The organism is Brevundimonas sp. KH_025 (assembly GCF_057839885.1).
In genome coordinates this window covers 1,608,475-1,627,141 of sequence record NZ_CM174501.1, presented here as the reverse complement: position 1 = coordinate 1,627,141, position 18,667 = coordinate 1,608,475, and the positions used below count along the sequence as shown (strand labels likewise).

17 protein-coding genes are annotated in these 18,667 nt (G+C 67.4%); 12 read left to right on the top strand and 5 right to left on the bottom strand.

Annotated elements, in window-relative coordinates; genetic code table 11:
• Positions 1-24: 24 nt before the first annotated feature.
• Together AC3IS2_RS08170 and AC3IS2_RS08165 are read right to left on the bottom strand one after the other, a co-directional pair.
• Positions 25-1,449, bottom strand: a complete 1,425-nt coding sequence (locus AC3IS2_RS08170; protein ID WP_489197109.1) for a M48 family metalloprotease — start codon at positions 1,447-1,449, stop codon at positions 25-27.
• 54 nt (positions 1,450-1,503) lie between these two features.
• Positions 1,504-4,167 (bottom strand): Rne/Rng family ribonuclease, encoded by a 2,664-nt coding sequence (locus AC3IS2_RS08165; protein WP_489197107.1) that lies wholly within the window; start codon positions 4,165-4,167, stop codon positions 1,504-1,506.
• Between the two features lie 506 nt (positions 4,168-4,673).
• Between AC3IS2_RS08165 and AC3IS2_RS08160 the strand changes: the two genes are divergently transcribed.
• The gene (locus AC3IS2_RS08160) at positions 4,674-5,837 is read left to right on the top strand and encodes an N-acetylmuramoyl-L-alanine amidase (protein WP_489197106.1); all 1,164 of its coding nucleotides are present in this window, start codon (positions 4,674-4,676) and stop codon (positions 5,835-5,837) included.
• 1 nt (position 5,838) lies between these two features.
• Here the strand turns inward: AC3IS2_RS08160 and AC3IS2_RS08155 are convergent, their stop codons facing one another.
• Entirely contained in the window at positions 5,839-6,483 is a 645-nt protein-coding gene (locus tag AC3IS2_RS08155; protein ID WP_489197105.1) for a uracil-DNA glycosylase, read from the bottom strand.
• Entirely contained in the window at positions 6,480-7,061 is a 582-nt protein-coding gene (locus AC3IS2_RS08150; RefSeq protein WP_489197104.1) for a LabA-like NYN domain-containing protein, read from the bottom strand. The genes AC3IS2_RS08155 and AC3IS2_RS08150 overlap by 4 nt, the downstream gene beginning before the upstream one ends.
• An 18-nt stretch (positions 7,062-7,079) precedes the next feature.
• Between AC3IS2_RS08150 and folK the strand changes: the two genes are divergently transcribed.
• The 11 genes from folK (at position 7,080) to AC3IS2_RS08095 (ending at position 16,955) form a co-directional block, all read left to right on the top strand.
• The gene (gene folK / locus AC3IS2_RS08145) at positions 7,080-7,643 is read left to right on the top strand and encodes a 2-amino-4-hydroxy-6-hydroxymethyldihydropteridine diphosphokinase (RefSeq protein WP_489200126.1); all 564 of its coding nucleotides are present in this window, start codon (positions 7,080-7,082) and stop codon (positions 7,641-7,643) included.
• An 84-nt stretch (positions 7,644-7,727) separates the two neighbouring features.
• Positions 7,728-8,087, top strand: coding sequence for a DNA-directed RNA polymerase subunit omega (rpoZ, locus tag AC3IS2_RS08140; protein WP_489197103.1), 360 nt, complete (start codon positions 7,728-7,730; stop codon positions 8,085-8,087).
• Between the two features lie 197 nt (positions 8,088-8,284).
• Positions 8,285-10,438 carry a RelA/SpoT family protein gene (locus tag AC3IS2_RS08135; protein WP_489197101.1) on the top strand — a complete coding sequence of 718 codons (2,154 nt, stop codon included), beginning with the start codon at positions 8,285-8,287 and terminating at the stop codon, positions 10,436-10,438.
• A 30-nt stretch (positions 10,439-10,468) separates the two neighbouring features.
• On the top strand, positions 10,469-11,248 hold the full coding sequence (locus tag AC3IS2_RS08130) for an LOG family protein (RefSeq protein ID WP_489197100.1): 780 nt from the start codon (positions 10,469-10,471) through the stop codon (positions 11,246-11,248).
• A 47-nt stretch (positions 11,249-11,295) separates the two neighbouring features.
• Complete coding sequence (pyrE, locus tag AC3IS2_RS08125) at positions 11,296-11,880, top strand: orotate phosphoribosyltransferase (protein ID WP_489197099.1); 585 nt, start codon at positions 11,296-11,298, stop codon at positions 11,878-11,880.
• 15 nt (positions 11,881-11,895) lie between these two features.
• On the top strand, positions 11,896-12,654 hold the full coding sequence (locus AC3IS2_RS08120) for a pyridoxine 5'-phosphate synthase (RefSeq protein WP_489197098.1): 759 nt from the start codon (positions 11,896-11,898) through the stop codon (positions 12,652-12,654).
• Positions 12,651-13,052 (top strand): holo-ACP synthase, encoded by a 402-nt coding sequence (gene acpS, locus AC3IS2_RS08115; RefSeq protein WP_489197097.1) that lies wholly within the window; start codon positions 12,651-12,653, stop codon positions 13,050-13,052. Before AC3IS2_RS08120 ends, acpS begins: the two co-directional genes overlap by 4 nt.
• Before the next feature lie 57 nt (positions 13,053-13,109).
• Positions 13,110-14,036, top strand: a complete 927-nt coding sequence (lepB, locus tag AC3IS2_RS08110) for a signal peptidase I (RefSeq protein WP_489197096.1) — start codon at positions 13,110-13,112, stop codon at positions 14,034-14,036.
• Entirely contained in the window at positions 14,036-14,749 is a 714-nt protein-coding gene (gene rnc, locus AC3IS2_RS08105; RefSeq protein WP_489197094.1) for a ribonuclease III, read from the top strand. The genes lepB and rnc overlap by 1 nt, the downstream gene beginning before the upstream one ends.
• Positions 14,746-15,699 carry a GTPase Era gene (gene era, locus AC3IS2_RS08100; protein ID WP_489197093.1) on the top strand — a complete coding sequence of 318 codons (954 nt, stop codon included), beginning with the start codon at positions 14,746-14,748 and terminating at the stop codon, positions 15,697-15,699. The genes rnc and era overlap by 4 nt, the downstream gene beginning before the upstream one ends.
• A gap of 17 nt (positions 15,700-15,716) precedes the next feature.
• On the top strand, positions 15,717-16,955 hold the full coding sequence (locus AC3IS2_RS08095) for a serine hydrolase domain-containing protein (protein WP_489197092.1): 1,239 nt from the start codon (positions 15,717-15,719) through the stop codon (positions 16,953-16,955).
• Between the two features lie 174 nt (positions 16,956-17,129).
• Here AC3IS2_RS08095 and scpC read toward each other — a convergent pair whose 3' ends face one another.
• Positions 17,130-18,638 (bottom strand): succinyl-CoA:acetate CoA-transferase ScpC, encoded by a 1,509-nt coding sequence (scpC, locus tag AC3IS2_RS08090; protein ID WP_489197091.1) that lies wholly within the window; start codon positions 18,636-18,638, stop codon positions 17,130-17,132.
• Positions 18,639-18,667: the final 29 nt, after the last annotated feature.

Genomic DNA, 18,667 nt, shown 5'->3' with positions numbered 1-18,667 from the left:
TCGATATCGGAAAGTTGGGCGGCGTCAGCCGTTGGGCAGGATGACGCCGCGGCTGTTGCGCTGTTCGTTGCGGCGCTCGGCGTCGTCGATGTCTTTCTGCGAGGCACCGGATGCGAAAACGATATCCGTGGCGCGACGCCATTCGATGGAGCTGCGGTCCAGCATGTCGCGGGCGCGCATGGCGAATTGCGTGGCCTGTTCGGTGCGGCCCAGGGCGAACCAGTATTCGGCCGAGGCCAGGCGCGCCTCGCCCTCCTTGCCCTGACTGGCGTAGGCCTGGGACAGCAGGCGCCAGGCCAGGGTGTTGTCCTTTTCCAGCGCGATGGCGCGTTTCAACTGGTCGATGGCGGCGTCCAGATTGGCGGCGTCGTTGGTCTCGATCAGGGCGTGGGCCAGGTTGATCTTTAGCAGCGGGGCGTCGGGCTTTAGCTCGACGGCCTTCTGATGGGCGCCGATGGCCTCGGCCGGTCGGGCTTCCTCGAACAGGATCTGGCCCTTCAGCTCCCAGAAGTAGGGATTGTCGGGCTGCTCGGTCAGCAGGTCGTCGACCGCCGACAGCGACTTGTCCGTCTGGCCGTCCCGATACCAGGCGATGGCCCGGGCGTAGCGGGCGGGCAGGGTGGTGTTGGACGACGGATAGTCCCGCAGCGTCGCGTTCGGAGCGTCCATGAAGGCGTGGATCTTAGCCAGGACCAGCGCGTGCTGGGCCATCCGCTCGGGGCTGTCTTGGTGGCTAAAATGGGGGGCGGCCTCGACTGGGCGACGCAGGGCCTCGATGCGTTGCGACGACAGCGGGTGGCTGCGGAAATAGGGGTAGCGGCGCTGATCCGAGAAGATCTCCTGGGCGCGGAAATTCTCGAAGAACTCGACCATGCCCTTGCCGGATTCCCCGGCGCGTTCCAGGGCGCGGGCGCCGGTGATGTCGGCTTCGCCTTCCTGGCTCTGCATATAGCGCAGGGCGCCGAGCGTGCCGAAATACTGGCTGGAGGCCAGAAGCGCCGCGCCCGCGTCCGGCGCGCCCGCGATCACGGCCAGGGCGCCGAGCGCCATGGTCATGATCATTGGCTGCATCCCGGCATTCTGGGCGCCGTCGCGCAGGGTGTGGCGGTTCTTGATGTGGCCGGCCTCGTGGGCGATCACGCCCAGAAGCTGGTTGGGGGTCTTGGTCTGCAGGATCAGGCCGGTGTTCAGCCCCATGATCCGCCCGCGCGTGGCGAAGGCGTTCAGGTCCTGATCATTGACCAGCAGAACCTCGACCTCGGACGGCTCCAGACCCATGGCGACGAAGACCGGGTCGGACCAGTCGCGGATGATTCCCTCGACCTCGGTGTCGCGGATCAGGCTCTGTGCCGAGGCCGATCCCGCCATCGCCAGCACCGCCACGATGGCCGTGGCGGCGACGAGGATGCGGGATGCGACACGTGTAGGGACACGGGGAAGCCTGGTCATGGCGTGCTCCAGAGCGACAGTCTCCCCCGTGTCTTCAAGCCTAATCGTGTCCGATCAACGGCGCCACCAGCCGCGCTTCGGCTTGGCGGGCGGTGCGCCGATCTGGTTCGGGTCTTCGGCGATGAGGGCCGCCACATCGACTTCGGGCGTCGGTTCGGCGATGACGACCGGTTCCGGCTCGGGAGCCATGGCCTGCTCTATGGCGGCCTCGATCTTGGCGGCGACCACGGGTTCCACGTCCAGTTGGGCGGGGATCGGTTCCGCTTCGACCTCGGCTTCAACCGGAGCTTCGGCCTCGATCGGCGCTTCGATCACGGCTTCGCCCGCGACGTCGGCGCTGGCCTTGCGACGCACGCGGCGACGCTTGGGGGCCTCGACGGCTTCGGCGACGATTTCAGGCGCGTCAACGGCGTCATCCTCAGCGGGGATGATCGTGGCGATCGGCGTGTCCGGCGAGCCGACGGGGGGCAGGCCCTCGTTGACGGCGCGGTCCTCGACCTTGGCCTCGTGGGGCAGGCCGCCGCGATCACGACCGCGACCGCGACCGCGACGACGGCGCGAACGGCCGCCTTCGCGCTCGGCGCGTTCGCCTTCGGGACGTTCGGCGGTCGCTTCCACGACGTCGCCGGCTTCCGAGGCTTCGACCGGGGCGCGTTCGTTGCGCGGGGCGGGATTGATCGGGTCGAACCAGACGTAGGGATCGTCCAGCGACGGCGTGCGGCCGCGCACCCAGGTGAAGGCGTCGCGTTCGCCGTCTTCGCGCATCCGGCGACCGCCACGACGGCCGCGACGACGGCGACGGCCGGCCTCGCTGTCGTCGTCTTCGTCATCGGCGGCGACCACATCGGCGGGCGCGGCTTCGTCGGCGGTTTCCTCGTCACGGCGACCGCCGCGACGGCGGCGACGGCGGCCACGGCCGCGGCCTTCGCCGTCGTGATGTTCGGCGCGCTCGCGAGCCTCGTCGTCGTCGCTGTCTTCGCGGTCCAGGTCGGCTTCGTCCTCATCGTCGCCGCCGATGATTTCCTCGTCCTCGTCTTCGTCCTCATGGTCGAAGGCGCTGTCGTCGAAGCCGTCGTCCAGCTCGGCGGCCGAGATGTGGGTGACGGTGGGGACGAAGTCCTCGTTGGTCGAGGTGCGCTCGATGGCGTGCTCGCCCTGACCCAGGCTGTCATCGATCAGAATGACGACGTTCAGGCCGCGCTGCTCCAACAGGCGCTGCAGATAGTTGCGCTTGTGGTTCAGGATGTAGAGGGCGACGGCGGTCGAGACGCGCAGGTTGACCGAGCCGGCGCCGTTGCGGCCTGCCTCGATGTCCACGGCGCGCAGGGTCATCAGAGCCGCCGATTCCGCCGAGCGGATGCGGCCGGCGCCCTGGCAGTGCGGGCAGACCTCGGTGGCGCCTTCGATCACGCCCAGGCGGCGACGCTGGCGGCTGATCTCCATCAGGCCGAAGCCGGAGATGCGGCCCATCTGGATGCGGGCGCGATCCTTGGCCAGCGCGTCCTTCAGCGCCTTTTCGACGGCGCGGTTGTTCTTGCCTTCATCCATGTCGATGAAGTCGATGACGATCAGGCCGGCGAGGTCGCGCAGACGCAGCTGGCGGGCGGCTTCGACGGCCGCCTCCATGTTGGTCTTGGTCGCGGTGGCCTCGACGTTGCGCTCTTTGGTGGAACGGCCCGAGTTCACGTCGATGGCGACCAGGGCTTCGGTCTGGTTGATGACCAGATAGCCGCCCGACTTCAGCGGCACGACCGGCTGGTGGATCTGGGTCAGCACCTCTTCGATGCCGTTGGCGGCGAACAGGGGCTTGGAGCCCTGATAGAGGTGGATCTTCTTGGCCTGCGACGGCATCAGCACACGCATGAAGTCGCGGGCTTCCTTGAAGCCTTCCAGACCCTCGACCTGAATACCGTCGAAGTCCTTGTCGTACATGTCGCGCACGGCGCGGCGGACCAGGTTCTCTTCTTCGTAGATGACAGCCGGGGCGTTCGACTTCAGCGTGGTCTCGCGGATCGTCTCCCACAGGCGCAGCAGGTATTCGTAGTCGCGCTTGATCTCGGCCTTGGTGCGCTTGGCGCCGGCCGTGCGGATGATCAGGCCCATGCCTTGCGGCACCTTCAGCGCCGAGGCGGCGGCCTTCAGGCGACGACGGTCCGAGGTGTTGGTGATCTTGCGCGAAATGCCGCCGCCCTTGCCGGTGTTCGGCATCAGGACGCAGTAGCGGCCGGCCAGCGACAGCCAGGTGGTCAGAGCCGCGCCCTTGGCGCCGCGCTCGTCCTTGACGACCTGCACCAGCAGGATCTGACGGCGCTTGATGACGTCCTGGATCTTGTAGCGGCGCATCAGGCGACGCTTCAGACGCTCCTCGTCGGCCAGACCGCCTTCGGACTCGTCGTCGCCTTCACGGCCCAGATCGTCGTGATCGTCGTCGTCCGACTGCGCTTCGGCCATGATGGCTTCGCGGTCGGCGACCGGGATCTGATAATAGTCCGGGTGGATTTCGTTGAAGGCCAGGAAGCCGTGACGATTGCCGCCGTACTCGACGAAGGCCGCCTGAAGGCTGGGCTCTACGCGAGTGACCTTGGCGAGGTAGATGTTGCCGCGAAGCTGGCGGCGGGCCGTGGATTCGAAATCGAATTCCTCAACCTGACGTCCGTCCACGATGGCGACGCGGGTTTCTTCCGCGTGCGCCGCATCGATCAGCATTGTCTTTGACATGAAGGGTCTCTCTCAGGCGCGCCAGGCCGGGCCCTGCGGATGTCTCCGCGGACAAGGGGGCGGCTCGCCGAATGGAAATGGGGGCCAGGGCGCGCGTCATCCCCTCGCGGAATGCGAGAGCGGCAATGGTCTGCCGGTCGGGAGCGCAGGCGGGTCGGCCCATGAGGTCTGTCGGTCCTGGATCCGAACGCGCCGTTCAAGGCCGCGTCCCGGACCCGTTTCGTCGAATCGTCGGCCAGGCCGATCGATCCTCGGAATGAGGTGAAAGTCAGCGCCGCGAGGAGGGCGCGCCCGAACCCTGCGATGCTGCAGGGGGCGCGATCATTCGCTAGCGGACCAGATCATAGGCATATGTGGCGGAAATTAAAAGAACCACGACCGTTACAGGTCTTAACGAAATCCTTAGCACGTTCGGCCACGCTAGCGCGGAACCAGAAGGGTGAAGTCCGTCCATGTATGGCCGGTGGCGTAACAGTTTGGCCCGTTGGGGCGTGCGTGAATGGGCGATGACGGCCTTGGCCTTCGTGGTCATGAGCGGCGTCGTGCTGACGGCTGGGCGCGGCCTGGCCTTCGGTCCTGACGGGCAGATCTCCGCCATCCGCTTCGGCGGCGACGCCCAGCGCACGCGGGTCGTGCTGGATCTGGGCAAGACCACGCGCGGCCAGGTGATCGAGGACGGCACGACCGGCCGCGTGATCGTGGCCCTGTCGGACGTGGCGCCAGGCAGGGGGCTGGACGGCAATGGGTCCGGCCTGGTGCGCGGCTATGGCGTAAGCGCGTCGGGCGGCTCGTCCCGTGTGCGGCTGGACCTGGCGCGCGGCGCCGAGATTGAACGCCGCTTCCTGCTGCCGCCGGGCGACGGGGTTCAGCACTATCGCTATGTCATCGACCTGAAGGCCACGGGCGCCGCAGCCGCCGTCGCCGCCAGCACGCCGCCGCGCCGCGAACAGGCGCGCAAGGAAAAGCCGCTGATCGTCATCGACGCCGGTCACGGCGGCCGCGATCCGGGCGCGCAGGGCGTTCATGCGCAGGAAAAGGCCGTCACCCTGGCCGCCGCCCGCGAGCTGAAGGCCGCGATCGAGCGCACCGGCCGCTATCGTGTGCGCCTGACCCGCGACGGCGACGTCTATGTCGTTCACGGCCGTCGAGTGCAGATCGCGCGCGACGCCGGCGCCGACCTGTTCATCTCGCTGCACGCCGACGCCGGGACCGACCCGGCCCTGCGCGGGGCCAGCGTCTATACCCTGTCGGAGCAGGGGGCGGGGCGCGCGGTGCGCGAATACACGCGCGGCGACGACTGGCAGCGCGATCTGCGCCTGCCGGGGCGCGACCCCTCGGTCGACCGCATCCTGCTGGATATGACCCAGCGCGCCACCCAGAACCGCTCGGCCCAGTTCGCGCGGGTGTTGCTGACCCATCTGGAAGGGGCGGACCATCCCTTGCTGCGCCGCAGTCACCGCGACGCCGGTCTGGCCGTGCTGCTGGCCCCCGACGTTCCGGCCATCCTGCTGGAGATGGGCTTCATCACCAATCCCGAGGACGAGCGCGTCCTGACCGACGAGCGCGCGCGTCGCCGCCTGATGCGCTCGGTCGCCGAGGGCATCGACCGCTATTTCCGCGAACCCTCGGCGCCGGTGATGGTGGCCGGCGAGGTCGCCGGCGGCGGCTGATCTAGTCTTCCAGCGCCAGCTTGGCGCGGTGGAAGATCGCCTCGAACATCTGCGGCGTCAGTCGGCCCGTGTTCGTGTTCAGTCGCGAGCAGTGATAGCTGTTGATGATCGTATAGGCGCCGACCTTGCCCTCGACGCCGTGCCCGGCGGGGATGGCCGTGCCGGGATAGCCCAGCGTCCTCAGGATGCTGCGCCGCGACACGTCGCCCAGGGTCACGATCACCTTCAACCGGGGCAGGGCGGCCAGGCGGTCGATCAGGAAGGGGCGGCAGGTGTTTTCTTCGGCGCCGGTCGGCTTGTTCAGCGGCGGCGCGCAGCGCACCGCATTGGTGATCATGCAGTCGACCAGCGTCAGGTCGTCCTTGCCGTCAGGGTCATAGCTCCCTTGAGCAAAGCCGGTCTTGCGCAGGGTGTCGTAGAGCAGCCATCCGGCGTGGTCGCCAGTGAAGGGGCGGCCGGTCCGGTTGGCCCCGGTGCGGCCGGGCGCCAGGCCCGCGATCAGCAGGCGCGCGTTCGGATCGCCAAAGGACGGCGCAGGGCCGTTCCACCAGTCGGGGTTCTGGCGGATGTTCTCCTGGCGATAGGCGACCAGGCGCGGGCACAGCGGGCAGTCGCGCGGCGGCTCGGGGTTCAGGGCGCGGCTCATGGGCGGTCGTCTCGTTCAAAGGTGCGCATCGTCGTCTGCGACGCGGCGCTCTTGGGCTTGCTGAAATGGGCAGCGACATCGGCCAAATCGATAAAGGCGTCGGCCTGACGGCGCAGTTCGTCGGCGATCTGCGGCGGCTGGCTTTTGGTGGTCGAGACCACGGTGACGCGCACGCCCTTGGCCTGAACGGCCTGCACCAGTCGGCGGAAGTCGCCATCGCCCGAGAACAGGATCATGTGATCCAGCCTGGGCGCCAGCTCCAGCATGTCCACCGCGATTTCGATGTCCATATTGCCCTTGATGCGCGACTGCCCTTGCGCGTCGGTGAAGCGCTTGGCCGGCTTGGTCACGACCGTGAAGCCGTTGTAGTCGAGCCAGTCCACCAGCGGCCGGATGGGCGAGAACTCTTCGCCCTCGACCACCGCCGTGTAATAATAGGCGCGCACCAGTTGGCCCTTCTGAGCGAACCAGTCGGACAGCTTTTTGAAGTCGAGATCGACGTTGAGCGCGCGGGCCGCCGAATAGAGGTTGGCGCCGTCGATGAACAAGGCGAGACGGTCGCCCGTATGGCCGGTCATGAATATGAGTCCGTGGAAATGGTCGAGAATATGAGCGTCCCGACCGAGATTCCCGAAGGCGACATCGACCTGGACGGCGCAGTCATCGTCGCGCTGGGCTGCAATGACAAGGGCGTCTGGGCGTCATGCGCAGAGTCGCTTGAGGCGACGCTGGCGCGGTTCCGGGCCGAGGGCATCGACATTCTGGCCCGCTCGTCCTGGTGGTCGTCGCAGGCCTGGCCCGATCCGACAGATCCGCCCTTCTTGAACGGGGTGGTGATCGTGCGGACGGCGCATGACCCAGGAGCCCTGATGCGCAAGCTGGCCCGGGTCGAGGACGTGTTCGGCCGTCGTCGCAGCGTCCGCAATGCGCCCCGCACCCTGGATCTGGATCTGATCGCCTATGGGCGGCTCAGCGGCGATCTGGACGGGCTGATCCTGCCGCACCCGCGCGCCGCCGAACGCCTGTTCGTCATGGGGCCGCTGGCCGAGATCGCGCCCGATTGGGAGCATCCCGTGGTCGGCGGGCGCGCCGCCGCTCTTGCCGCCGCCTGTGTCGTCGGGCTAGACGCGCGCCCTGTCCCGGCGGAAACGGGCGTCTGAGGCCTCATTCCGGCCTTCGCGGCGTTGCACAATCACGCCTAACCCTATATTTTGTGCGGTTCTCCCTGCCGCCAGAGGAAATTCATGGCCCGCGTCACTGTCGAAGACTGCATCGAAAAGGTGCCGAACCGCTTTGGTCTGGTTCTGCTGGCCGGCCACCGCGCCCGCAACATCGCCAACGGCGCCGCCCTGACGCTGGATCGCGACAACGACAAGAACCCGGTCGTGGCCCTGCGTGAGTTGGCCGACGAAACCGTCGTGCCGGACGAACTGCGCGAAAACATCATCACCACGCTGCAGCGCGTCGATGAGCGCACCGAAGCCGAGGATGAAGCCGAAGTCGTGGCGCTGCTGGCCGAGCCGCAGCACATGAACATGGCCGAGGCCGAACTGATCCGGGCGCTGCAAAGCGACCGGGACGGCGGCCAGGAGGAACGCTACTGACGGCTGAGCCAGTCAACGGCGTAACGATTCTTCCGGCGCGGTCCCCCGCAGGCCCGTCGCCGGACCAAGTCGCGAATCAGATAGATCAGACGGCGTCGCTCCTTTCCGGGGCGGCGCCGTTGTCGTCTGAAGTCCCCTCCCAGTCCGAGTCCTCCCAGTCCGTGTCTCCTGTGCCTGAAGCCAAGCGCGCGCCGATCATGCGCCAGTTCGAATTGATCGAGGCGGTCAAGGCCTATGACCCGACCGCCGACGAGGCGCTGCTGAACCGCGCCTATGTCTATGCGATGAAGATGCACGGCTCGCAGTTGCGGGCCTCGGGCGACCCCTATTTCGCCCATCCGATCCAGGTCGCGGGCATCCTGACCGACTACAAGCTGGACACCGCGACCATCGTCACGGCTCTGCTGCATGACGTGGTCGAGGACACCTCGGCGACGCGCGACGACATCGCCGCCATGTTCGGCGAAGAAGTGGCGGTTCTGGTCGAGGGCGTGACCAAGCTGTCGCGTCTGGAGTTGCAGGCCGAACACACGCGCCAGGCCGAGAACCTGCGCAAATTCATCCTGGCCATTTCCAAGGACGTGCGGGTCCTGCTGGTCAAGCTGGCCGACCGCCTGCACAACATGCGCACCCTCCAGTACGTCAAGCCGGAGAAGCGCGAGCGCATCAGCCGCGAGACGCTGGAAGTCTATGCCCCGCTGGGCCGCTCCATCGGCATCCACTCCATCGCCTCCGAGCTGGAGGAACTGGCGTTCGAGCACCTGAACGCCACGGCGCGCGTCGCCATCCAGCGCCGGCTGGAGGCGCTGAAGCTGGAGCACGGCCGCGCCATCGAGGGCGTGTCGCGCGAAATCGAACTGGTCCTGAGCGAGGCGGGCGTCCGCGCCCACGTGAAAGGCCGGGAAAAGACGCCCTATTCGATCTGGCGCAAGCTGCAGAGGAAGTCGGTCGGCTTCTCGTCCCTGTCGGACATCTACGGCTTTCGGGTGATCGTCGAGGCTGAAGACGACTGTTACCGCGCCCTCGGCGTCATCCACCGCGCCTGGCCGATGGTGCCGGAGCGGTTCAAGGACTTCATCTCGACGCCCAAGTCGAACAACTATCGCTCGCTGCACACCACGGTCGTCGGTCCGGGCGGGCTGCGCATCGAGATGCAGATCCGCACCGAGATCATGGATCGCGTGGCAGAGGACGGGGTCGCGGCGCACTGGGCCTACAAGAACCACTCCTACGGCTTCGACCGCGAGGCGATGGAGGCGGACGGCGGGCGCGACCCGCTGCTGAACCTGCGCCATCTGGTTCAGGTCATCGAGCACGGCGAGGGCGGCGAGGACTGGGTCGAGCACGCCAAGCTCGAAATGTATCTGGATCAGGTCTTCGTCTTCACGCCCAAGGGCGCGCTGATCACCCTGCCGCGCGGCGGCATGGCGCTGGACTTCGCCTATGCGGTCCACACCGAGGTCGGCGACACGGCCGTGGGCGTCAAGATCAACGGCGAACTGAAGCCGATGCGCACGGCGCTGCAGAACGGCGACGTGGTCGAGATCATCCGCGGGACCAAGCGCGAGGTGCCCACCGATTGGCGCAGCCTGACCGTCACTGGCCGGGCGCGCTCGGCCATTCGCCGCCATATCCGCACGTCGGAGCGCGACGAGTTCGTGCGCCTGGGCAAGGCGACGCTGGAACAGACGCTGGAACGGGCGGGCAAGTCGCTGGCCGACGTCGCGCTGAAGCCGGTGCTGGAAGCCCACGCCATCGCCTCGGAAGAGGATATGTTCGACGCCATCGGCCGAGGGCGTCTGGCCGCGACCAAGGTGGCCGAGACCATCTTCCCGGCGCTGAAAGGGCAACTGAAGGCCGGGCCTGAGCGCAAGCGGATCGGCAATGAACACGCCCGCCTGTTCGTGCGCGGCAGCGGCCTGACGCCGGGCGTCAGCATCCATTTCGGCGCCTGTTGCAGCCCCGTTCCGGGCGACCGCATCGTCGGCATTCTGGAGCCCGACAAGGGGCTGACGGTCCATACCATCGACTGTCAGACCCTGGCCGACTTCGCCGACGACGATTCCGTCTGGCAGGACCTGCAGTGGACGCCGCAGGCGGAGCAGGACGCCGTGGCTTCGGCTCGTCTGCGCGCCACGATCCGCAATGCGCCGGGCGTGCTGGGGCAGGTGGCGACCATCATCGGCGAGGCCGGGGGCAATATCCTGAACCTGTCGATGGCCCATCGTCAGCAGGACTTCTTCGACGTCGACATCGACGTGGAGGTCGAGGATGCGCGTCACGCGACCATGATCATCGCCGCCCTGCGCGCCAATCCGTCCGTCGACACCGTGGACCGCGCCCGCGGCTGACTTCGCTTGGGCGTCTGACTGAAGGCCGAAATGTCACCCGAACAGCAAGACCTCGCCAACGCCGCCCAACTGGCCTCGCCCTCCTATCGTCTGGCCGCGCTGGATCAGGACTTCCTGCTGGGCGAGTCGATGCGCGGCGTGCGCTTCCTGATGGAGTACGAAAAGGCCGAGGAGGCGCTGAAGGCCTGGGGCGTGCGTTCGACCATCGTGGTGTTCGGCAGCGCCCGCATCGGCGCCAGCGGCGGGGGGCGTCACGCCTACTGGTACGAGCAGGCCCGTCAGTTCGGCCGCATCGCCTCGGAGCGGGGCGGGGCCTTCCGCGGCTCGCCGGGCGAGGTGCGCGACAACGTCATCGCCACCGGCGGCGGGCCGGGCATCATGCAGGCCGCCAATCAGGGCGCGCATGAAGCCGGCGCGCCGTCGATCGGTTTCAACGTCACCCTGCCGCACGAGCAGGTGCCCAACCCCTGGTCGACGCCGGAACTGACCTTCCAGTTCCACTACTTCGCCATGCGCAAGATGCATCTGGCCATGCGGGCCAATGGTCTGGTGGTCTTCCCCGGCGGCTTCGGCACGCTGGACGAGATGTTCGAGATCCTGACCCTGCGCCAGACCGACAAGGCGCCGCCGATTCCCATCGTCCTGTTCGACGAGGCCTATTGGCGCTCGGTCATCAACTTCGACACCCTGATCGAGCACGGCATGGTCAAGGCCTCGGACATGGCGCTGTTTTCCTTCGCCGATGACGCTGAGACGGTGTGGGCCAAGCTGCTGGAAGGCGGGCTGAAGCCGAACTGCGACATCAAGTAGATCGCTCGGCTTGAGGGGGAGGGTCCCAGGGTCTAAGGGACGCTCTCATGAACACTGAAGACGTCCTCAACGAATTCCGCGACGCCGGCGCCCTGCGCGAAGGCCATTTCGTCCTGTCGTCCGGCCTGCACAGCCCGGTCTTCCTGCAGAAGAACCTGGTCTTCATGGACACGCGCCGCTGCGAGCGCCTGTGCCAGGCCCTGGCCGACAAGATCGTCGCCACGGTCGGCCCCGTCGACGTGGCCATCTCGCCCGCCGTCGGCGGCATCATTCCCGGCTATGAGACGGCGCGGCACCTGAACGTGCGCTCGCTCTACGTCGAGCGCGAAGGCGGCGAGTTCAAGCTGCGTCGCGGCTTCACCGTCGAGCCGGGCGAGAAGGTCGTCATGGTCGAGGACATCGTCACGACGGGGCTTTCTTCGCGCGAATGCATCGCCGCCATCCAGAAGGCCGGGGGCGAAGTCGTCGCCGCCGCCTGCATCGTCGACCGCTCGGGCGGCCGCGCCGACGTGGGCGTGCCGCTGATCGCCCTGGCGACGCTGGACGTGCCGGCCTATCCGGCCGACGCCCTGCCGCCCGAACTGGCCGCCCTGCCGGTCGAGGACCCGGGCAGCCGCCGGCTGTCCAAGTAGAAGAAAGAGAACGGGATGAAGCGCGAGCGGGTTCGTCTGGGCGTCAACATCGACCACGTCGCCACGGTTCGTAACGCGCGGGGCGGCGCTCATCCCGATCCGGCCCGCGCGGCCGAGGCGGCGTTGGCGGCGGGGGCGGACGGCATCACCGCCCACCTGCGCGAGGATCGTCGCCACATCACCGACGCGGACATCGACGTGCTGACGGCCCTGTGCCGTCGCGCGAACAAGCCGTTGAACTTCGAGATGGCGGTGACGGAAGAGATGCTGGCCATCGCCCTGCGTCACCGTCCGCACGCCGCCTGCCTGGTGCCCGAGCGGCGCGAGGAAGTCACGACCGAGGGCGGTCTGGCCGTCGCCGGTCATGAGGCGCGCATCGCCCCCGTAGTGAAGGCGCTGTCGGACGCGGGCATCCGCGTCAGCCTGTTCATCGAGCCGTCGGAGGAGCAGGTCGAGGCCGCCGCCGCCGTGGGCGCGCAGGTGGTCGAGTTCCACACCGGCCGCTACTGCCACCTGGCCGATCCGGCCGAACGGGCGTTCGAACTGGACCGTCTGGCCGCCGCCGCCGCTCAGGCCGACATCTTGGGGCTGGAGGTCCACGCGGGCCATGGCCTCGACTACGCCACCGCCAGCGTGGTTCTGGCCATCCCCGAGATCAAGGAACTGAACATCGGCCACTTCCTGATTGGGGAGGCGGTCTTTGTGGGTCTGGACGCCGCCATTCGCCGAATGCGGGCGGCGATGGACGAGGCCGTGGCCGGAGCAGGCCGGTGATCATCGGCATCGGCGCTGATATGTCGGACATCCGGCGCATCGAGGCGTCGCTGGCCCGGTTCGGCGACCGCTTCAAGAACCGCGTCTTCACCGAGATCGAACGCACCCGTTCGGACCGCAAGCCGGACCCGGCCTGGAGCTACGCCAAGCGGTTCGCGGCCAAGGAGGCCTGCGCCAAGGCCCTGGGCACAGGCATGCGCGCCGACGTCTATTGGCGCGACATGGGGGTGGTGAACCTGAAGTCGGGTCAGCCGACCCTGGCCCTGACCGGCCACGCCGCCGAGCATCTGGCGCGCCTGACCCCGCCGGGGCATGAGCCGCGCATCCATCTGACCCTTAGCGATGAACACCCGTATGCTCTCGCTTTCGTGGTCATCGAAGCCTTGCCCGTGGCGTAATCAGCCTTTACGCCTCAGGCTTCCAACCCCGCGTTCTGTGGGGGATTCGAGCAGACCATGAGCGACGACCCCAAGGCGAACGGCGGCGCCGGCAATCCTGCCATCGACCCGACCGAGCAGCGACCGATCTGGAGCGACGACGGCGACGCCCCCTTCGATATGGGCGACGACCCGGAAGCCCTCGACAGCGACAAGCCGATCTACGCCACGCCGCGTCCCAAGAAAGCCAAACGTGTGAAAAAAGAGAAGTCCGCGAGCAACGAGACGGTCGAGATCATCAAGACCGTCGTCTTCGCCCTGCTGATCGCCTTCGTGCTGCGGGTGCTGCTGTTCCAGCCCTTCACCATTCCGTCGGCCTCGATGGAGCCCAACCTCTATGAGGGCGATTACATCGTCGTGTCGAAGTGGTCCTATGGCTATTCGAAGCACTCGATCCCGTGGAGCCCGCCGCTGTTCGACGGCCGCATCCTGGGCAAGGATCCGGCGCGCGGCGACATCGTCGTGTTCAAGCTGCCGCGCGACAACAAGACCGACTACATCAAGCGCGTGATCGGCCTGCCGGGCGACAAGGTGCAGATGATCGCCAACAAGCTCTACATCAACGGCGCTGCGGTTAAGGACGTCGTCGTCAGCCGCGCCGAGATGGCCGACATGTTCGGCCCGCGTCCGGTGACCCAGGTCCGCGAGACCCTGCCGAACGGCAAGAGCTTCATGACCCAGGACTTCGGTCCCGGCGGCGATCTGGACGACACCCCGGTCTATGAGGTCCCGGCTGGCCACTTCTTCATGATGGGCGACAACCGCGACAACTCGATCGACAGCCGCGTCGAGATGTCGGCCGGCGTGGGCATGGTCCCGGCCGAAAACATGGTCGGCAAGGCCGAGATCATCATGTTCTCGTGGTCGCCGGGCGCGTCGCTGTTCAACCCGGTCAGCTGGTTCGCCAACATCCGTCCCAGCCGGTTCTTCAAGATCCTCGACTGATGACGAATGTGCGGGCCGAGGCTGTCGCCGCGCTCAGGCGTCGGCTGGGCCATGATTTCGCCGATCCGTCTCTGCTGGAGCGCGCCCTGACCCACGCCAGCGTGGGCGAGGGCGGGGGGCAGGCCGACGGCCGTCGTCCCGCCGATAACGAGCGGCTGGAGTTCCTGGGCGACCGGGTGCTGGGCCTGCTGGTGGCGGATCGCCTGACGCGGGACTATCCCTCGGCGGACGAGGGCCAGCTGTCGGCGCGTCTGCATGCCCTGGTGGACAAGAGCGCCTGCGCCCGCGTCGGCGAGCGGCTGGAGATCGGCCCGGCCCTGCGCCTGTCGGCGGGCGAGACCAAGACGGGCGGCCGCAGAAAGGCCGGAGTCATCGCCGATGCTGTCGAGGCTGTTCTGGCGGCCGTCTATCGCGATGGCGGGCTGGCGGCGGCCAAGATCATGTTCGATATCGCCTGGGCCGAGGAGTTCGCATCTCCGCCGGCGCCGGCCGTGACCAATCCCAAGTCCGCTCTGCAGGAGTGGGCGCAAGCGCAAGGGCGTCCGCTGCCGACCTATCGGGTGGTGGAACGTACCGGATCAGATCATGCTCCGACCTTCGTGGTCGAAGCGACGGTGGTCGGTTTCGACCCCGTGAAACAAACAGGACGTTCGCGTCAGGAGGCGGAAAAAGCCGCCGCCACGGCGCTGTTGAAACGAGAAGGCGTAATTTGACCGAGACCCTCAACCCCAACCAGCACGCGGGCTTCGCCGCCATCATCGGCGCGCCCAACGCCGGCAAGTCGACGCTGGTGAACCGGCTGACGGGCTCCAAGGTCTCGATCGTGACCCAGAAGGTCCAGACCACGCGCTTCCCCGTGCGCGGCATCGCCATCGAGGGCGACGCCCAGATCGTGCTGGTGGATACGCCCGGCATCTTCACCCCGCGCCGTCGCCTGGACCGCGCCATGGTCGCCTCGGCCTGGGGCGGGGCGCAGGACGCCGACGTGGTGATCCACCTGATCGACGCCCAGTCGCACATCAACGCCGAGGGCAAGGAAGGCACCGCCGCCGACCGTCGCTCGGCTGAGGACACCGAGACCATCATCGCCAATCTGCAGTCGACGGGGACCAAGGTCATCCTGGCGCTGAACAAGATCGACGGGATGCGCCGCGACACCCTGCTGGCCCTGTCGCACCGCCTGTTCGAAACCGGCGTCTATGAAGAGGTCTATATGATCTCGGCCCTCAGCGGCGACGGCGTGGACGACCTGAAGAAGCGTCTGGCCCGCTCCATGCCCGCCGGTCCCTGGCTCTATCCCGAGGATCAGTCGGCCGACGTGCCGGTGCGCGTCCTGGCCGCCGAGATCACGCGTGAGAAGGTCTATCTGCGCGTCCACGAGGAACTGCCCTATTCGGCGGCGGTTGAGACGACCGCGTTCGAGGAAAAGCCCGACGGTTCGGCCCGGATCGAACAGACCATCTATGTTGAGCGCGAAAGCCAACGCCCCATCGTTCTGGGCAAGGGCGGCCAGACCCTGAAATGGATCGGCCAGAAGTCGCGCGAGGAGCTGATCGAACTGCTCGACCGGCCCGTCCACCTGTTCCTGACCGTCAAGGTCGACCCGAAATGGCAGGACAGCCGCGCCCTGTACGCCCAGTTCGGGCTGGAGTTCGACGTCTAGGATCGTAGTTCAGTATCGTGTTTGTAGTTCCCAAGTCCGCAGGCGGGCGGCCCTGGTTCCTCGGATCCCTGGCCGCGGTCGCCCTCGCATCCGCCGGCGCCGGCGCCTGGATCGTCCACGCCATCGCGCCTGAGACCCAGGCGGCGGTGGCGAAGCCCAAGCTGCCCGAGCGCCCGCCGGTCGAGGTCGTTGAGGCCCTGCCGCAGCTGAAGATGCGGCTGGACTATCTGGCCGAGCGCAAGCAGTTCATGGGCGCCATCCTGGTGGCCAGGGGCGATCAGGTCCTGTTCCGTCAGGTCTACGGCAAGGCCAACTACGAGAACGACCAACCGCTGAAGCTGGACACTCGCTTCCGTCTGGCCTCGGTGTCCAAGCAGTTCACCGCCGCGGCGATCCTGAAACTGCAGGACGAAGGCAGGCTGTCGGTCAACGATCCGGTCTGCAAATGGATCGAGGCCTGCCCGGACGCCTGGAAGCCGCTGCGCATTCACCACCTGCTGTCGCACACCTCGGGCATTCCCGACCTGATGGCTCAGTCGGAGTGGGGGCGTATCCGCGTCACGCCGCGCACGCCGCAGGAGCTGACCGAGACCTCGGCCCGCTATGGCCTGCAGTTCGAGCCGGGGACCAAGATCCGCTACGACAACGCCGCCTATAATCTGGCCGCCGAGATCGTGGCCAAGGCCAGCGGCAAGCCGTTCGAGACCTATCTGAACGACGCCGTCCTCAAGCCGCTGGGGCTGAAGGACACGGGGTCGGACGCCCGCGCCGACGCACAAGGCCTGGCTATGGGCTACGCCAACTTCCCCGGCGGACTGGCGGCCCAACCGATCGCCAATGTCAGCGTCGTCTTCGGCGCCGGCGCCCTGTATTCGACGCTGGACGACATGCTGGTGTGGAACCGCGCCCTGCATAAGGGCCATGTCCTCAGCGACGCTTCCTATGCTCAGATGGTGGCCGATCACGCTCCGGCGAATACGCCCAAGGAGCGGGGCCGCGCGCACCGGGCCTATGGCTACGGCATCTACGTCAACAGCCTGGGCCAGCAGGTTTCGCCGTCGTTTGACGACAAGCAGATCTATCACACGGGCAGCTGGGCCGGGTTCCGCAACCTGGTCCTCTATCAGCCCGAGGCCGACGTGACGGTGGTGGTCCTGTCCAACAACTACCACCAGCGCGACCTGGTCTTCATGCTGAGCCAGCAGGCTATGGCCGAGGCCTTGGGGCGTGAGTTCCCGACTGGGATGAACCGCTAAGACCTATCCGATCCTCCCTTGTCGCGCAGCGACGGGGGAGGGGACCGCCGTCAGGCGGTGGAGGGGGCGAGCTTCAAGAGCCGTCCCCTAGTCGTTTGAGCGCCAGGCTGTTTCCGCCCCCCTCCACCATGCTGCGCATGGTCCCCCTCCCCGCGAGCGGGGGAGGATCGAAGGTCAGGCCTTCATCGATCCCGTTTCGATAAACCGCTGGTGCCAGGACAGGGCCTCGGTCAGCAGATGCGGCGATTGCAGGCCGTATGACCCTTTCAGCGCCCGCGCGTAGTAATCGCTGAGCGCGTCGCGATAGTCGGGGTGGGCGCAGTTGGCGATGATGACCTGGGCGCGCTGCTTGGGCGACAGGCCGCGCAGGTCCGCCAGCCCCTGTTCCGTGACGATGACCTGCACGTCCTGGGTGATGTGGTCGACGTGGCTGGCCATGGGGACGATGGCGGAAATTTTGCCGCCCTTGGCCGTCGAGGGGGTGACGAAGCAGGAGATGTAGGCGTTGCGTGCGAAGTCGCCGGAGCCGCCGATGCCGTTCTGGATGCGCGAGCCCATCACGTGGGTCGAGTTGACGTTGCCGTAGATGTCGGCCTCGATCAGGCCGTTCATGGCGATGCAGCCCAGACGGCGGATGATCTCCGGGTGGTTCGAGATCTCCTGCGGACGCAGGATGATCTTGCCGCGGAACTGCTCCATGCGGCTGTTCAGGTCGGCGGCGGCCTCGGGGCTGAGCGAGAAGGCAGTGGCCGAGGCGACCGTCAGCTTGCCGCTGTCGAGCAGGTCCAGCATCCCGTCCTGCAGCACCTCGGTATAGGCGGTCAGGTTCTCGAACGGGCTGTTCTGAAGGCCCGCCAGCACGGCGTTGGCCACATTGCCCACGCCCGATTGCAGCGGCAGCAGATGGGCGGGCAGGCGGCCCAGCTTCACCTCATGCTGCAGGAATTCGATCAGGTGGCCGGCAATGGCCGTGGCGCTGGCGTCGGGCGCGGCGAAGGGCAGGTTGCGGTCGGGCGAGTCCGTCTCGACGATGGCGGCGATCTTGGACGGATCGACGCGGAAGACCGCCTCGCCGATCCGGTCGGTCGGCCTGGTCAGCGGGATCGGCACACGGGCGGGCGGCAGGGCCGTGCCGTAGTAGATGTCGTGCATCCCCTCCAGCGCCGGGTTCTGCCAGCTGTTGACCTCCAGGATGATACGGTCGGCGCGGTCCAGCCAGGTCTTGTTGTTGCCGATGGAGGACGAGGGGATCAGCGAGCCGTCCTCGCGGATGCCCGACACTTCGACCACCGCCGTCTCCAGAGGGCCGAGGAAGCCCTGCCAGGCGACGGGGGCCACCTGCGACAGGTGCATGTCGAGGTATTCCATCTCGCCTCTGTTGATCTTCTCGCGGGCGATGGGGTCGGAGTTGTAGGGCAGGCGGAACTCGATGCCGTCCGCCTTGGCCAGGGCGCCGTCCAGTTCCGGCCCGGTCGAGGCGCCGGTCCAGACCTTCAGCTTGAACGGGTTGCCCGCCGCGTGCTCGGCCTCGATCCGGTCGGCCAGGGCCATCGGCACGACCTTGGGATAGCCCGAGCCGGTAAAGCCGCTCATGCCCACGGTCGAGTTCGCCGGGATCAGGGCGGCGGCGTCCTGGGCGGACATGATCTTCGACTGCAGGGCGGCGTTGCGGACGCGGGACATCGGAAACCTGAAGGCGGCGGCCCATGCGG

What these genes read in the sequence shown, in the direction of transcription:
- AC3IS2_RS08170 (WP_489197109.1), bottom strand. Translation starts at nt 1,449, where the DNA reads ATGACCAGGCTTCCCCGTGTCCCTACACGTGTCGCATCCCGCATCCTC.
- AC3IS2_RS08165 (WP_489197107.1), bottom strand. Translation starts at nt 4,167, where the DNA reads ATGTCAAAGACAATGCTGATCGATGCGGCGCACGCGGAAGAAACCCGC.
- AC3IS2_RS08160 (WP_489197106.1), top strand. Translation starts at nt 4,674, where the DNA reads ATGACGGCCTTGGCCTTCGTGGTCATGAGCGGCGTCGTGCTGACGGCT.
- AC3IS2_RS08155 (WP_489197105.1), bottom strand. Translation starts at nt 6,483, where the DNA reads ATGAGCCGCGCCCTGAACCCCGAGCCGCCGCGCGACTGCCCGCTGTGC.
- AC3IS2_RS08150 (WP_489197104.1), bottom strand. Translation starts at nt 7,061, where the DNA reads ATGACCGGCCATACGGGCGACCGTCTCGCCTTGTTCATCGACGGCGCC.
- folK (WP_489200126.1), top strand. Translation starts at nt 7,080, where the DNA reads ATGGTCGAGAATATGAGCGTCCCGACCGAGATTCCCGAAGGCGACATC.
- rpoZ (WP_489197103.1), top strand. Translation starts at nt 7,728, where the DNA reads ATGGCCCGCGTCACTGTCGAAGACTGCATCGAAAAGGTGCCGAACCGC.
- AC3IS2_RS08135 (WP_489197101.1), top strand. Translation starts at nt 8,285, where the DNA reads ATGCGCCAGTTCGAATTGATCGAGGCGGTCAAGGCCTATGACCCGACC.
- AC3IS2_RS08130 (WP_489197100.1), top strand. Translation starts at nt 10,469, where the DNA reads ATGTCACCCGAACAGCAAGACCTCGCCAACGCCGCCCAACTGGCCTCG.
- pyrE (WP_489197099.1), top strand. Translation starts at nt 11,296, where the DNA reads ATGAACACTGAAGACGTCCTCAACGAATTCCGCGACGCCGGCGCCCTG.
- AC3IS2_RS08120 (WP_489197098.1), top strand. Translation starts at nt 11,896, where the DNA reads ATGAAGCGCGAGCGGGTTCGTCTGGGCGTCAACATCGACCACGTCGCC.
- lepB (WP_489197096.1), top strand. Translation starts at nt 13,110, where the DNA reads ATGAGCGACGACCCCAAGGCGAACGGCGGCGCCGGCAATCCTGCCATC.
- rnc (WP_489197094.1), top strand. Translation starts at nt 14,036, where the DNA reads ATGACGAATGTGCGGGCCGAGGCTGTCGCCGCGCTCAGGCGTCGGCTG.
- scpC (WP_489197091.1), bottom strand. Translation starts at nt 18,638, where the DNA reads ATGTCCCGCGTCCGCAACGCCGCCCTGCAGTCGAAGATCATGTCCGCC.